Origin of the sequence: Brevibacillus brevis (assembly GCF_001039275.2) — a bacterium.
Taxonomy (GTDB): domain Bacteria; phylum Bacillota; class Bacilli; order Brevibacillales; family Brevibacillaceae; genus Brevibacillus; species Brevibacillus brevis_C.
This window is the reverse complement of record NZ_CP030117.1, coordinates 5055070-5068712: the sequence shown is the minus strand read 5'-3', so window position 1 is coordinate 5068712 and position 13643 is coordinate 5055070. Positions and strand designations below refer to the sequence as shown.

Here is a 13643-nt window from a genome sequence, read left to right as displayed (position 1 = left end):
ATAAGTTAGATAAACTGCAATGTTTCCGCTTACATTGCGGTTTTTTTATGGATTTTTCGCGATGAACTGCATTGTGAACCAAGGGAGGATTCTGATATAGTTAGATACATCAAAATAATCTGAAAATACATGCAATTAATTCTCGCGCATGTATTCCGAAAGGGGAGCTCAACATGAGACAAAAACAAGAACAGTGCCCGTACTGCCATGGCCAAGGGTATTTCCAACTGCTCCTGGGGGGCTCGGAGAATTGCCCTAACTGTGACGGAGCTGGTACACAGGAAGCTCAGAAGGAAGCTGTTTCTTCTCATCCATAATGATTAAGGAACCTCGTATAGAAAACCGTCGAAGCGAATGCATCGGCGGTTTTTTCTGTCAGGCATGCAACACATACGATGAGCTTCTCTTATTGACCGATCCCTCGCCTTTTTGCTACACTTAATACCGAAAATAGCCCGTCTTTCCTGTATTTGCTGAGAAAGTGGCAAAAGGTGGAGAAGGTGGCAGGAGGTCTTTTTCGTCGATGAACTTGATGCAATTTATGGTATCCATTGTTCTGTTCACCGTGCTAGGGTTTGGCATTGGGTTTATTTTAAACATGATTTTGAAAACAACATGGTTTCCTGTTGTGATCGGCGTTGGTGTAGTGGTAGGTGCACTTGTCTATCAACAAATTGTTCCGGGAATTTGGGATTCGCTCATTCTGGGCTGCGGCATGGCAGGTACAGTGGCGAGTGGCTGGACCATTCAAACGCTTCGCAAAAAAGGATATCGGATGTTTTAACAACAAGCACAAGCAGGCCATAGTTTCGGGCCTGTTTTTCTTTTGGCATTTGATTGGGAAAACATGCAACTGACAGAATATTTCTGTAATCAACCAAAATTTGTGTATACTTTCCTCCTCGTCGGGACATGACTAGAAACGAGAGGAGGTTTACCAAGAAATGAATGGAAAGCAGTTCGTAAGTATCATCGCGCTGTTCATCCTGGTCTTGACGGCCTTCGCAAGCGATGGATACAGCTATAATGTTGTGGGAGACCACGGAGTCTCATCCACTTTTGGAATCAAGGAAACGAAAGAGGGGCAACGTGTCGTCAAAAAACGGACGGTATCTGCCAGTTCTCTTACTCAAGTGATTGATAAAGCGGATGTATTACACGATCAATATCCAAAAGTACGTGTAGTAGCGACTGGCTACTATGCCGGATACGAGTCGACGGGCAAAAATCCATCTCACCCGTCCTATGGCATTACCTATTCAGGTGTAAAAGTACGTAGAGACGACTATTCCACGATTGCAGCCGATCTGCGCGTTTTCCCGCTGGGGACCATCTTGTACATTCCCGGTTATGGATATGGCGTTGTAGCTGACAAGGGTGGAGCGATTCGCGGCCATAAAATTGACCTGTATTTCGAGACCAAGCAGGATGTATTCTCGCAATGGGGGAAAAAATCGGTGGACGTGTATATCGTCAAAAAAGGCGAAGGCAAGGTAACGGAAGCTTTTCTGAATAGCTTGAATGAAAAAGGAATAGCAGCCATGGCGGAACCCGTCAGCGGCAAACAACAAACTGAATAGCAACTAACGAAAACGAATGGATGCCGCATTGGTGGCATGAAAGAAAAAAGAAAAAACGTTCAAGGCAGAGGCTTTGAACGTTTTTTGTGTCATTCTGTATGAATCAAATCAACCAGCTTTTCCAGTCCTTCCAAAATGCGAGGAGAAGGGCGGCAATATAGGCCTTCTTCCAACAAATGGACCTGGTTGTTTCGAATCGCGGTCATGTTCATCCACTCTGGGCGGTTTGTGATCATGTCAGGTTTGATTCGCTTCAATTCAATTCCGCACCAGACGACACAAATATGATCGGGATTGCGTTCCATGACCATTTCCCGTGTGGCCTTGACGTTTGCGACAGGATAATCTGCAAAAATATTAGTGGCACCCGCAATCTCACTTACATCGGTCAGCCAGTTTTCCTGACCAGGTGTGTAGATGGGATTCGGCCACCATTCCCAGTACAGCTTCGGGCGTTGAGCGTACTTCGCTGCCTTTTGTCGGATGCTTTCAATGGTTTCGTCAAATTGTCCCGCAAGCTGCTCGGCTTGCCTCTGTGTTCCTGTCGCCTCACCGACGAGTCGGATATCATGAGCGATTTCTGCGATCCGGGAAGGGTTCAGGACGATATGTGGAATGTCTCTATCCCGCAGAGCCTCTATATTTTTCTCCATGCCAGGAACAGAGAGTGACGCTACGACCAGATCCGGTTGGAGGGCAGCGACCCGGTCCATATCGATTGTCAAATCGGGTCCAACCCGGGGGAGATGCTGCCACTCCTGCGGCCAGTCAGAGTGATCATCCAAACCGACTACATGCTCATGCAGGCCTAAATAATACAGAATTTCGGTATTGCTGGGACAGATGGAGACAATGCGCATGGGAGCCCTCCTTTAAAAAAACGGATGGAGCAATAACGCAATCATGACGCCTAACCAACCGCCGATCAATACCTCGATCGGTTGGTGACCAAGCAGTTCTTTCAGTTTTTTTGCTTTTTCCTGGTTAGGGCGTACTTTTAACGATTTCATTCCTTCTAACAGGTGGTTGAATTCATCGACCAGCTTATTTAAGACAACGGCTTGCATGCCGGCATGGCGGCGGACACCTGCGGCATCAAACATCACGATCACACCGAGAATGGCGGAAATAGCGAACATGTTGCTGCCAAAGCCCTCACGCAGTCCCACGGCTGTGGATAGTGCTGTCACGGCAGAAGAGTGGGAGCTGGGCATACCGCCTGTACTCATGAGCAGTGACCATTGCCACGTTTTCGTTGCAAAAAAATGGAGGGGAATTTTGATAAATTGGGCGATCCCTATGGCTAGCAGTGCTGCCCATAAGGGGAAGTTTTCAAAAAAATCCGCCACGGAAAATCCATTCCTTTCTACTGTGCGCTTATCTCTAGGATTATTGTAACAGAAGGGCGTTGTCTTAATCCGTGAAGTTTTTGTTTGGATGTAAAGTCATTGCCAATCTGTGTTACCATGAAGACGGAAGGTTCGAAACGGAGGCATGCATCCATGGGGTATCCCGAGCAGTATTTGCAGTTCATTGAAAAATTCAATGATGGAGAATACTACGAATGCCATGATCTGTTGGAAGACATCTGGATGGAAGATAAGTCAGACAAGTTTTTGCAAGGATTGCTGCAATTGTCAGTCGGACTGTATCACCAAGAGTACGGCAATATAAAAGGTGCTCGCTGGATGTTAGGCAATGCACGAAAGTATTTGACCCGTTACCAGCCAGTTCATTGGGGACTGGACGTAACAAGAGTTCTTCGTTACATAGATGAATGCGAGAAATTGTTGCCGGAAAAGGATGTCATTTCTTACACAGAGGCAAAAGCCATGACGTTTCCACCCTTGCGCTTATATGTCGACACATCGTGTTAAACAAATGTGCCCATATAGTATCCTACCACACAGAAAGAGGGAAGAGTATATGAAAGTAGCAGTAGAAAAACGCATACAGCTTGTGAATATCGCGTGTGATGAACTGATTGTTCCGCTATGGAAGGGCGAGGAGATTTCGCAGGTATACCCGGAATTGGACGAAGCTTTTGGCGGCAGTCTGAGTGGCTTGCAGCAGGATAAGGAAGTGACGGGTGAGGCAAAGGAAATTACGGTTGTCCACGGAATGAACAACGTAGCTGCGAAAAAACTGTTGATCGTCGGGATGGGTGAACCAGGCAAGTTTGATTTCGTCGCAGCCCGAAATGCATGGGGACGTGCAGCCAAAACGGTTGTGGGAAAAGGCAACGGCAAAACAGTGGTTATTGATTTGCCAACAACAGAGCATCTGAGTGCTGACCGTCTGGCGCAGGCCGTGACAGAAGCCTTTGGTCTTGCCGAATACAATTACGAGGGCTACCGTCAAAAGGCAAAGCGTGAGTCTGACCCAATTGCGACGGTGCAAATATTGTCAGCAGATGCCGATGCTTCATTGGTACAGGCAGGTGTTGCACGTGGTTCGGCGCTCGTATCCGGAACGAATCTGGCCCGCACGCTCGTCAATGAACCAGCTAACTACTTGACTCCACGCGCTTTGAAAAATGCGATGGTCGAGGTAGCAGAGCGCTACGGCATGACTGTGGAAGTAATGGAAAAAGCAAAGCTGGAAGAGCTGGGGATGGGTGGAGTGCTCTCTGTAGCAAAAGGTAGCGAGCTTGAGCCTTATGTTGTGGTAGTCAAATATCAAGGAAGAGACACGTGGGACGATGTCATTGGCTTGATCGGTAAAGGCGTGACATTTGATACAGGTGGGATCTCCATCAAGCCAGTAGCAGGCATGGAAGACATGAAGTCGGACATGGGTGGAGCGGCTACGATGATCGGCGCATTGGAGGCACTGGGGCAAATTAAACCAAAAGTAAACGTACTGGCTGTCGTCGGTACTGTGGAAAACATGCCATCCGGAACGGCATTCCGTCCAGGCGATGTCATCACGACCATGAGTGGCAAAACGGTAGAGATCATTACGACAGACGCAGAAGGTCGTCTCGTACTGGCTGATTGCATCACCTATGCAAAAGAGCAAGGAGTGTCTTGCCTGGTGGATGCCGCTACCTTGACAGGTGGTATCGTGGTTGCGCTCGGTCATTTCTGCTCTGGCGCCATGACCAATGACAAAGCACTGTTGGATGAGCTGATGAATGCAGCAGACGTCGCGGGTGAGCGCTTGTGGCAACTCCCGACCTTCGATGAATACCGCAGCCTGAACAAGAGTCGCTTTGCTGATTTGAAAAACTCGGGTGGACGTTATGGCCACGGCATCATCGGCGGTGTTTTCCTGCAAGAATTCGTTGGCGATACACCGTGGGTACATCTGGACATCGCGGGTACGGCATACACAGCAAGTGCTGGCGACATGCAACCAGCTGGCGGTACCGGAGCGATGACGCGCACGATTGTTGAGTTTGTTTCCAGTCGTAGTGAATAAGAGGTAGTTCCATTTCCATTTCCATATAAAAAAGGAGTGTTTTCACATGGCACAAAATCCAAGCAACGAAGCACGTCGCCAACTGCTGGAGGATGCAAAAACGATCGCAGTAGTGGGTCTGTCCAACAAGCCGGACCGCACCAGCTATATGGTATCGCAAGCTATGCAGAACGCTGGTTACAAGATCGTCCCGGTCAATCCTGTCATCGCGGGTGAAACAGTTTTGGGTGAAAAAGTACTTGCCAGCCTGACTGAGATCGATCAGCCAGTAGACATCGTCAACGTGTTTCGCCGCAGCGAAGACATCCTGCCTGTTGCACAGGAAGCATTGAAAATGCAGAACAAGCCAAAAGTGTTCTGGATGCAACAAGGCATTGCCAACGAAGAGGCTGCTAAATTGGTTGCAGATCAAGGCATTGAGGTTGTACAGGACATGTGCATTAAAGTAGATCACGCCCTGCTGCGGGTTGGGAAATAATCGAGAACACTGATCAGCGAGGGGAGTGGAAACAACATGTTTATCAATCCATCATCAGACACCAAACGCGACCGTATTCCCCCGAATCAGAAGCAGACGACAGGTTTTCCTGTCCTGCACTACGGGGAGGTTCCTGAATATACAGACCTGTCCACCGAGTGGAGCTTTCGTCTTTTCGGTCTTGTTGAAGAGGAAGTTACATTGACCTATGAGCAAATGATGGCTCTGCCAAAAGGCGGTACGACTAACGATATTCACTGCGTTACAGGCTGGAGCAAGCTGGATAATGAATGGGAAGGCATTCCGGTGGAGGAAGTACTGAAGCTGGTAAAGGTGAAGCCGGAAGCGAAGTACGTCATGCTGCACGCTGAGCACGGATGGACTGTGAACATTCCGCTTGTCGATTTCATGAAAAGCGGCAATCTGTTCGCTACGAAACACAACGGCGAGGATTTGACCCCTGAGCACGGCTGGCCGCTGCGCTTTGTCATTCCGCATCTCTACTTCTGGAAAAGCGCCAAGTGGGTGCGTGGGATTGAGTTTATGGAGAAAGACAGACAAGGGTTTTGGGAGAAGAACGGGTATAATATGTACGGCGATCCTTGGAAAGAGCAGAGGTTTGCTTGGGATTGATCATACAAGAAGAGGGGCGGGAAACCGCCTCTTTATTTTTTTAAGTGGATTCACCTTCATGCCTAAACAGCCATATCATGATCAAAGGCATTTGCATAGGATGCAGGGAATTGCTGCCTGAATTCCTGTAAGAAAGGGTGAATCCAATTTGGCCTGCCCATTTTTTCAGCCCGCAGTCGAATATAACACGGGAGGAACATCGCCTTCCAGCATTACTTCTGCCGATTTTAACAGAGACGGTCGCATAGACTTGGCCGTAGTGGATAGTGGGTCCAATGATGTTTCCATTCTTCTGAACAATGGGTCCGGCGTATTTTCCGTATCACAAACGATCCCCTTCAGTACTTTGTTTCCCGGGTCTTTATTAGGGCAAATTGTAGCAGCTGATTTAAATGAAGATGGTTCTATCGATTTGGCTGTTACAGATCAATCTTCCAATAACCGAGTTTTTATCCTTTTAAATATGGGGGATGGCACTTTTGCTGCACCTGTGGCCTATAGTACCGGAGTGTTTCCTGCTGTTTCCGAATCTTTTGCGATTGCTGTAGGGGACTTTGATGGTGTGAATGGTTTGGACTTAGCTATAGCAAATAGGGGCCAACTTGCAGGAACTAGTTCTATTACTGTCTTGTTGAATGATGGATCGGGTGTATTTAGTATGGCTCCAGGGAGTCCTTTTGACACGAACCCTGGATTGGCCCCAACTGATATTGTTGCGGCTGACTTTAATGGAGATGGACGCCTTGATCTGGCCACTGCCAATCGAGACACCAATGATGTAACAGTTTTTAGAGGGAATGGAAACGGTACGTTTCAAACTCCTGGAGTGAGTTTCTCTGTACTTCCCGGCGGCTCATCCCCCAGTAGCCTTGTATCTGCTGACTTAAATGGTGATGGGTTTATTGATATTGCTGTCGCAAATAACGCAACGAGTAATGTAACCGTTTTTCTAAACGATAAATTCGGTTCTTTTACAGTAGCAGCAGGAAGTCCCTTTACCTTGGGCGCTAATGCATTTCCTTTTGATATAACAGCGGCTGACTTTAATTGTGATGGAGTCATTGATTTGGCTACCCCAAATGCAGGTTCTGATAACGTTTCTATTCTCATAAACAACGGGTCAGGAGGGTTCTCGACTCCCTTTCAGTTTCCTACAGGAGCAGGTCCTTTCAGCATTACAGTAGCTGATTTTAACGGAGACGGTAGAGTTGACATCGCTACTGCAAACGAGGATTCGAGCAATGTTTCTGTTTTGCTCAATGGATGCGTGCAGCCACCAACCTGCCCACCTGACATGGTCGTACCCTGCCCTATTGTAAACTATCCAACACCTGTTGCCACCTGCCCCGGAGTCACTGTTACCTGTTCTCCGCCTTCTGGCTCGCTTTTCCCAGTGGGAGATACTGTTGTCACCTGTACGGCACAAGATATATTTGGGAATACGGAAGTATGTTCATTTACCATCACGGTTATTGACGAGCCTCCAACCATCACTTGCCCTGAGGATATTACAATCCCTGTTTTACCTGGGCAAACTTCCGCTACGGTTACCTATGAAGTCACTGCCACTGATACTTGTGGGGTGACCTCTATTACCTGTCATGGGATCACACGGTCCTTTTCTCCTCCTGCCCCCATTGCAGTTGCAACTTTTGCCATGGACTTTCCTGTAGGAATGACGATGCTTACCTGTACAGCCAGGGATCAGTCAGGAAATACGGCCTCTTGCAGCTTTGTTGTAACCGTCACTTCTGGGGTCTCCAACAGTATTCAGCCAGAAATCATTCGCGTAAAAAAAGTGTATGATTGGGTTGTCTTTCAATCTAATTTTAGGCTCATACTGGATTTAAATCATCGTCGTGATGATCAAGATAATCAAAAATGATGGAACCCGTCTCCTTACAAAGGGACGGGTTTTCTTCGTTTGTTTATGGCTTAATGGATATTGCTTCATTTCTTTAATCGGTATGGAACCGTAGCAATTTTTACATCCTGGCGGGCGAATAAATACGCACGGATTAATAAACTCGTTTGGTTATGAAGTAAGTTATGCCACCACCGCTTGGTAATAAACTGTGGAATCATGACAGTAACATGATCCGTTTCTGCCTTTTTCCACTCAACCGTGTCAATAAACTTAAACAAAGGTCTTATGATACTGCGATAATGGGAACGCAGGACAATCAAACGTACGCCGGGATTCCAGAGTTCCCATTTTTCCTCCATTTTTTTCATGTCTTCATCACTGAATCCGACGTAGACAGCGACAATGTCGTCTGACAAGGATTGCGCATAACTAATGGTGTTTTTCACCACCTGCGAAATCCCAGCCACAGGAATAACGATAACACTCCCTTTTGGTTCGGGTTTGTCTGTTTCCATATCAAGGCGTAACTCATTTGCCAAATCTCTATAATGCTGATTTATCTTCCTGAAGATGAAAATGACGATAGGAAGGAACACAAAAATCGGCCATACCTGCGAGATTTTTGTAATGAAAAAGATCAGGCAAATGGTAAGGGTCGTTAGCATTCCCAACGTATTAATAACAAAAGGTGTGAGCCAACCTCGGGGCTTTTTGGAAATCCATCGTTTCATCATTCCAGCTTGTGACAAGGTAAACGGTATAAAAACACCAAGTGCATATAAAGGGATTAAGTTTTCCGTCTCTCCTTTAAATGCAATCACTAATACTGCTGAAAGAATAGCCAAGAAAATAATCCCGTTTGAAAAACCAAGACGATCTCCTCGAACCATAAACATATTTGGCATAAATCTATCCTTGGCTAACATAAAGGCGAGTAAAGGAAAGGCTGCAAAAGCAGTATTAGCCGCCAGGAATAAAATAAGTGCTGTAACAGCTTGAATCGAGTAATACATGATCCCTCGTCCAAAAACAGTAGAAGCGATTTGAGATACCACCGTTTCCTTTGGGGTCGGTGAAATACCATACAAATAAGCCAACAGGCTAATGCCCATGAACATAACACCGAGGATAAGTCCCATCATGATAAGCGTTAGTGCTGCATTTTTCGGTGCGGGGTCCCTGAAGTTGGGAATGGCATTGGATACGGCTTCTACCCCTGTTAATGCTGAACACCCTGAACTAAATGCTCTCAATAGAAAAAATATAGATATACCTGGAACAACTGCCCCATATGCTGGGGGATGGGCTTGCACATTTCCCACCATCCATTGATATCCGCCGCCAATAATTAAGACGAGAATAGCGACAACAAACAAATAAACAGGGTACATTAAAATCGTTGCCGATTCTGTAATTCCACGTAAATTTAATACCGTTACGATGGCAATCATGAACAGAGCAATAAGAACGCGATGTTCATGTAGCATTGGAAATGCCGAAGTAATAGCGTCCGTAGAAGCAGACGTACTAACAGCAACCGTTAAAATGTAGTCCACGAGCAAAGAGCCACCTGCAACCAGTCCAGTAGTGGTTCCTAAATTGTCCTTTGCGACAATGTATGCCCCACCACCAGTTGTATAAGCAAAGATGGTTTGGCGGTAAGACAAAATGAGTATGGTTAAAAGACCAACAACCGCAATGGAGATGGGAAGAGAGTACCACATCGCTACTGCACCCAAAGTAATTAACACGAGAAGAATCTGTTCTGTTCCGTAAGCGACAGAAGATAGAGCATCAGATGAAAGAACCGCCAAAGCTTTTACTTTATTTAACTTTTCTTCGGCAAGTTCACTTGATTTCATAGGTCTACCGAGCAAAAATCGCTTGAATTCTGAGATCATGTGTATTCCCCTTATCTGCCATTTCCCGTTAGTTTTCCCACTACCACCATAAAATTAGTCAAATGATGAAGGTCACTTACGAGTAAAAAGAAAACGGGTTCTTGCCCTTTGGACAAAACCCGTTACCATCCTGTAATTAGATTCACCTAAATTCCCTATGGCATGGATGGTTCTTTTGGACAAGCAGTCTCATCATTTGAGCAGGAAAGTCCTCGCTCACTCTTCTAAAGCTTTTTCTTTAAAAGAAGGAACCTGAATACATGATGATAGAATAATACAAATACCATAATGCAAAACTAAAAATTGACATGACACCAACTAGAAGAGGGGTGTTCCTTGATGACAACAAGTAAAGCGAATCCTAAGGTTGATGAATTTTTAAGCAAGGCGAAAAAGTGGAAGGCAGAATACGAGAAGCTCAGAAGTATTGTTCTTGACTGCGAGTTGACCGAAGATTTTAAGTGGATGCATCCTTGTTACACGTTTGAGAAAAAAAATATCGTTTTAATACATGGATTTAAAGAATATTGTGCGCTACTGTTTCAAAAAGGTGCCTTGTTAAAAGATCCAAATGGGATTCTCATCCAACAAACGGAGAATGTACAGTCTGCGCGCCAGATCCGGTTCACCAATGTGGACGAAATCATGGAAATGGAATCTATTTTGAAGGCCTATATTCAGGAAGCCATCGAAGTTGAAAAAGCCGGTTTGGAAGTGGACTTTAAAAAGCATGAAGAATACAACGTTCCTGAAGAATTTCAAAATAAATTGGATGAAATCCCTGCCTTGAAAACTGCTTTTGAAGCATTGACTCCGGGACGGCAAAGAGCATACCTTCTTCATTTTTCCGCACCCAAGCAAGCCAAAACGCGAGAGTCAAGGGTTGAAAAATGTATCCCCCAAATTCTCGAGGGAAAGGGATTAAATGATTAGTATATTTGATGAGATATGAATGGAGAAGAGGCGGGAGAACCGCCTCTTTTTTGTTTTTGTATTCGTTTCATTCCGATATCAGGAATAGTATACTTTTTCTATTTTATATAATGTCTGCTCGATGGTTGGGCAGAGATCGGCATTTCCTTTGTAGAATTTCAAGCGGAAGTACAAGCTTTTCAAAAAATTCTTTATATTGATTTTTTGTTTAAAGGCAGGAAGAAATTCGGAACTCTTATCCACATCACCAAAACTATGGATCCATTTCTCTACATAACTCGGGCTAAGTACTTTTCTATTCATAACACTGACAATGGCTGTTACCATTCTCTCATCTTCCCCATCGGAGTAAATTCGATCGGTTATGGTCATCTTTTCATAAACCAAATCGAGAATGGTGATGAGGTCATTTTTATCCAGTTCGGAACATTGAGCTAAATCGTCTAATGCATCCGCTGCATGGGCTATGGCATGAGCCCAGCCTTTTTCTTCATCATATCCTCGGTAATCTCGCTCTTCTCGTACGCTGAAAAATACTTTCTCTTTTATCTCATGGATGTTCTCTCTGGAGAGAAAGGGTGATTCTCTATGCCTCATGAGGAGTAGTGGTATGACTAGCATAGAGAAAGAACGGGTAAAGACAGAGTCTGTATTTGTTTCACCAACCTTAAAAAGCAAATGGTTTTTATCTAGAATGATTGGTATCAGTTGTTCTAGTTCGCTTGCAGTTAGAGAATTACCGGGAATCCAATGTGATAAGGTTGTATAAATGAGGTCATCACGTAATGTGGCATCCAAAGAACCAATTTCATTTATCATTTCTAATACGAATGGTAATGTATCGGGTGGTGCTTGGTAGCCATTTTCTTTTATGAATATCAACTTTTCTTTTACATTCATTTTACACGCTCCCACTTTTCATTTTTCGAACTGACTTTACGGCTTTACTTTGTAATTTCTGTAATTTTAGGTTTCGACATAATTAGGTTATCACCCTTCCAAACATGGGTAGTTCTGACAGTGGTGCGGTGAGAAGTAGCAGTACAGCAAAAAAAATACGAAGAGAACCGAACCTTTTTCCGATCGAGAGACAATATAGGGTGTAAGTTGCTTACTCAGGAGGGCCCTCTGAATGGAAAATGAAGAGATGTACCAATTACTTATAAAAATGAAAGAGGGTGACGAACAGGCATTTCATAGGGTGTATGATGCCACCTTTCAGGACGTATACCGGACCGTCTCCTTTCTGGTGGATCATAAGCAGGATCGGGAAGATGTCATGAATGAAATCTATATGCAAATGTGGACCTCACTTGCTAATTACGATACGAACCGTCCTTTCCAGTTCTGGCTGCATGGCCTGGTAATCCGTCAAGTGCAGAGATTTCGGGTCAAGAGCTGGAGGAGATTCCGCATTTTTGAACGTATTCGTTCCTTCTCCCACGAAGAGTCTTATTTGGATGAACATACTGCGTTGATGGATGGAACCAACCAAATGATATCCCAGTCCATACGAAAACTGACCGACAAACAGCGGACAGTGATTATCTTCCGCTTTTATCACGACTATACTCTTGAGGAAATTGCGACTTTGCTCGATATTCCGCTGGGTACAGTCAAGTCCAGATATCATGCTGGCCTCCAGGCGCTTCGAAAATACTTAGGGAATCTCCCCCTGGAAAGGATGGAAAAGATCAATGACTATTGAACGCAAAATCCGTGAACATCTGCACGAAGAGGCAGAAACGATGGAGTGCCCGCCGGCCATTTCCAAACGTATAGAACAATCCTATTCTCACTATTTGCAACGAAAAAGGAGCGAAATAACTATGAAAAAACGATTAATTGGTGGAATTGTTGCTGCTGCGATTTTGATTCCAACCGCAGCATTTGCAGCACCTGTTGTGATTGACATGCTTACTCGAGCACCAATGACTTCTGAACAAGTCAAGCTGGATGAGGCTGGGAAAGCAACACTTGAGAAGCTGTATCGTGCCATTCCCGAAACAAAATCGTTTGAGATTATTAATGCAAGCTACCTTGGAGACCCCAATGATTCAACCAAAAAGGTCCAACTAAGCATCGTCTTGCAGGAAAAAGGAGGAACTGGCAAAAAGATTACCCTCCATACAAACGGTATTACGGATGAGATTCAAGACCTGACGCAAGAGAATTGGGAGCCTAAGGAGAAACCACTCATCACTTTACCGGATCAGGAAATCAAGGGGAAGGTAGATCAGCTTATTGATCAATTGTACGGCAACATCAAAGATTACGAGGTTGCCATGGAGCAAATGGACAATCCCAATCAAAAAACAGTTATCTTGAATTACACCAAGAAGGGATCAGAGGGAGAGGGTTACCAAGCATTTGTTCAAGGTAATACAATTAGTCTTTCTCCGGTAGCGCCTACACCTTCAAACAGTGAAGTAGAAGGTTATTTCTCCAGAGACGGTAAGCCTGATTATTATGCTGATAATTTTATAAACGATGAAAAACTGTTTGCTCTACTAAAAATGAGCCCGACGGAGTTAAAAGAAGAACTAGCAAAAGGGAAATCTGTTGTGGAGGTTGCAGCCTCGAAAAATATCTCGAAACAACAAGTCATTGATGTGATTGCAAGAACACAGGCTGAAGGACAGCTTCAAGATGGAAAAAATAAAGTAACGATCAGCGATGATTTACTGAAACAAATGATGAAAGAAGTTGAACCAAAAGTCGTACAAATAATTGAACACAAAACGGAAACGGGATGGTAGAAATATCCTATTATGTAAATTTGCTAAGCAACACGGTTTGATAAAAGGGGAATGGGCATGCTGCTTAGG

At 44.9% G+C, this 13643-nt stretch carries 15 protein-coding genes; 11 read left to right on the top strand and 4 right to left on the bottom strand.

The genetic code is table 11. The features are described from left to right. The first annotated feature begins 173 nt into the window (after positions 1-173). From AB432_RS30585 to AB432_RS24480, 3 genes are all read left to right on the top strand, one after another. Positions 174-317 (top strand): YuiA family protein, encoded by a 144-nt coding sequence (locus AB432_RS30585; protein ID WP_201265903.1) that lies wholly within the window; start codon positions 174-176, stop codon positions 315-317. A gap of 206 nt (positions 318-523) precedes the next feature. After that, a complete protein-coding gene (locus tag AB432_RS24485) occupies positions 524-784 on the top strand; it encodes a YuiB family protein (protein ID WP_048034510.1) in 261 nt (86 codons plus the stop codon). A gap of 160 nt (positions 785-944) precedes the next feature. Continuing rightward, a complete protein-coding gene (locus tag AB432_RS24480; RefSeq protein WP_048034509.1) occupies positions 945-1580 on the top strand; it encodes a 3D domain-containing protein in 636 nt (211 codons plus the stop codon). Positions 1581-1669: 89 nt separating this feature from the next. On the opposite strand, the gene AB432_RS24475 is transcribed toward AB432_RS24480, so the two are convergent. Both AB432_RS24475 and AB432_RS24470 read right to left on the bottom strand, forming a co-directional pair. Further along, complete coding sequence (locus tag AB432_RS24475; protein ID WP_048034508.1) at positions 1670-2440, bottom strand: cobalamin-binding protein; 771 nt, start codon at positions 2438-2440, stop codon at positions 1670-1672. A gap of 12 nt (positions 2441-2452) precedes the next feature. Next, positions 2453-2929, bottom strand: a complete 477-nt coding sequence (locus AB432_RS24470; protein WP_047074924.1) for a divergent PAP2 family protein — start codon at positions 2927-2929, stop codon at positions 2453-2455. Between the two features lie 153 nt (positions 2930-3082). Between AB432_RS24470 and AB432_RS24465 the strand changes: the two genes are divergently transcribed. From AB432_RS24465 to AB432_RS24445, 5 genes are all read left to right on the top strand, one after another. Beyond that, positions 3083-3457 (top strand): DUF309 domain-containing protein, encoded by a 375-nt coding sequence (locus tag AB432_RS24465; RefSeq protein ID WP_017251328.1) that lies wholly within the window; start codon positions 3083-3085, stop codon positions 3455-3457. A 49-nt stretch (positions 3458-3506) separates the two neighbouring features. Continuing rightward, positions 3507-5003, top strand: a complete 1497-nt coding sequence (locus AB432_RS24460) for a leucyl aminopeptidase (protein ID WP_048034507.1) — start codon at positions 3507-3509, stop codon at positions 5001-5003. 46 nt (positions 5004-5049) lie between these two features. Then, positions 5050-5481 carry a CoA-binding protein gene (locus AB432_RS24455; protein ID WP_048034506.1) on the top strand — a complete coding sequence of 144 codons (432 nt, stop codon included), beginning with the start codon at positions 5050-5052 and terminating at the stop codon, positions 5479-5481. 36 nt (positions 5482-5517) lie between these two features. Then, entirely contained in the window at positions 5518-6114 is a 597-nt protein-coding gene (locus AB432_RS24450) for a sulfite oxidase-like oxidoreductase (RefSeq protein WP_048034505.1), read from the top strand. 148 nt (positions 6115-6262) lie between these two features. Then, on the top strand, positions 6263-7999 hold the full coding sequence (locus AB432_RS24445) for an FG-GAP-like repeat-containing protein (RefSeq protein WP_048034504.1): 1737 nt from the start codon (positions 6263-6265) through the stop codon (positions 7997-7999). A gap of 65 nt (positions 8000-8064) precedes the next feature. Here the strand turns inward: AB432_RS24445 and AB432_RS24440 are convergent, their stop codons facing one another. After that, positions 8065-9882 carry an APC family permease gene (locus tag AB432_RS24440; protein WP_048034503.1) on the bottom strand — a complete coding sequence of 606 codons (1818 nt, stop codon included), beginning with the start codon at positions 9880-9882 and terminating at the stop codon, positions 8065-8067. Between the two features lie 339 nt (positions 9883-10221). On the opposite strand from AB432_RS24440, the gene AB432_RS24435 reads away from it, so the two are divergent. After that, positions 10222-10815 carry a YdeI/OmpD-associated family protein gene (locus AB432_RS24435; RefSeq protein ID WP_048034502.1) on the top strand — a complete coding sequence of 198 codons (594 nt, stop codon included), beginning with the start codon at positions 10222-10224 and terminating at the stop codon, positions 10813-10815. Positions 10816-10893: 78 nt separating this feature from the next. Here the strand turns inward: AB432_RS24435 and AB432_RS24430 are convergent, their stop codons facing one another. Continuing rightward, entirely contained in the window at positions 10894-11715 is an 822-nt protein-coding gene (locus tag AB432_RS24430) for a DUF2785 domain-containing protein (RefSeq protein ID WP_048034501.1), read from the bottom strand. A gap of 232 nt (positions 11716-11947) precedes the next feature. On the opposite strand from AB432_RS24430, the gene AB432_RS24425 reads away from it, so the two are divergent. Next, positions 11948-12523, top strand: a complete 576-nt coding sequence (locus tag AB432_RS24425; RefSeq protein WP_048034500.1) for a sigma-70 family RNA polymerase sigma factor — start codon at positions 11948-11950, stop codon at positions 12521-12523. Continuing rightward, positions 12513-13574 carry a hypothetical protein gene (locus tag AB432_RS24420; protein WP_201265902.1) on the top strand — a complete coding sequence of 354 codons (1062 nt, stop codon included), beginning with the start codon at positions 12513-12515 and terminating at the stop codon, positions 13572-13574. Before AB432_RS24425 ends, AB432_RS24420 begins: the two co-directional genes overlap by 11 nt. Positions 13575-13643: the final 69 nt, after the last annotated feature.

What these genes read in the sequence shown, in the direction of transcription:
- AB432_RS30585 (WP_201265903.1), top strand. Translation starts at nt 174, where the DNA reads ATGAGACAAAAACAAGAACAGTGCCCGTACTGCCATGGCCAAGGGTAT.
- AB432_RS24485 (WP_048034510.1), top strand. Translation starts at nt 524, where the DNA reads ATGAACTTGATGCAATTTATGGTATCCATTGTTCTGTTCACCGTGCTA.
- AB432_RS24480 (WP_048034509.1), top strand. Translation starts at nt 945, where the DNA reads ATGAATGGAAAGCAGTTCGTAAGTATCATCGCGCTGTTCATCCTGGTC.
- AB432_RS24475 (WP_048034508.1), bottom strand. Translation starts at nt 2,440, where the DNA reads ATGCGCATTGTCTCCATCTGTCCCAGCAATACCGAAATTCTGTATTAT.
- AB432_RS24465 (WP_017251328.1), top strand. Translation starts at nt 3,083, where the DNA reads ATGGGGTATCCCGAGCAGTATTTGCAGTTCATTGAAAAATTCAATGAT.
- AB432_RS24460 (WP_048034507.1), top strand. Translation starts at nt 3,507, where the DNA reads ATGAAAGTAGCAGTAGAAAAACGCATACAGCTTGTGAATATCGCGTGT.
- AB432_RS24455 (WP_048034506.1), top strand. Translation starts at nt 5,050, where the DNA reads ATGGCACAAAATCCAAGCAACGAAGCACGTCGCCAACTGCTGGAGGAT.
- AB432_RS24450 (WP_048034505.1), top strand. Translation starts at nt 5,518, where the DNA reads ATGTTTATCAATCCATCATCAGACACCAAACGCGACCGTATTCCCCCG.
- AB432_RS24440 (WP_048034503.1), bottom strand. Translation starts at nt 9,882, where the DNA reads ATGATCTCAGAATTCAAGCGATTTTTGCTCGGTAGACCTATGAAATCA.
- AB432_RS24435 (WP_048034502.1), top strand. Translation starts at nt 10,222, where the DNA reads ATGACAACAAGTAAAGCGAATCCTAAGGTTGATGAATTTTTAAGCAAG.
- AB432_RS24430 (WP_048034501.1), bottom strand. Translation starts at nt 11,715, where the DNA reads ATGAATGTAAAAGAAAAGTTGATATTCATAAAAGAAAATGGCTACCAA.
- AB432_RS24425 (WP_048034500.1), top strand. Translation starts at nt 11,948, where the DNA reads ATGGAAAATGAAGAGATGTACCAATTACTTATAAAAATGAAAGAGGGT.
- AB432_RS24420 (WP_201265902.1), top strand. Translation starts at nt 12,513, where the DNA reads ATGACTATTGAACGCAAAATCCGTGAACATCTGCACGAAGAGGCAGAA.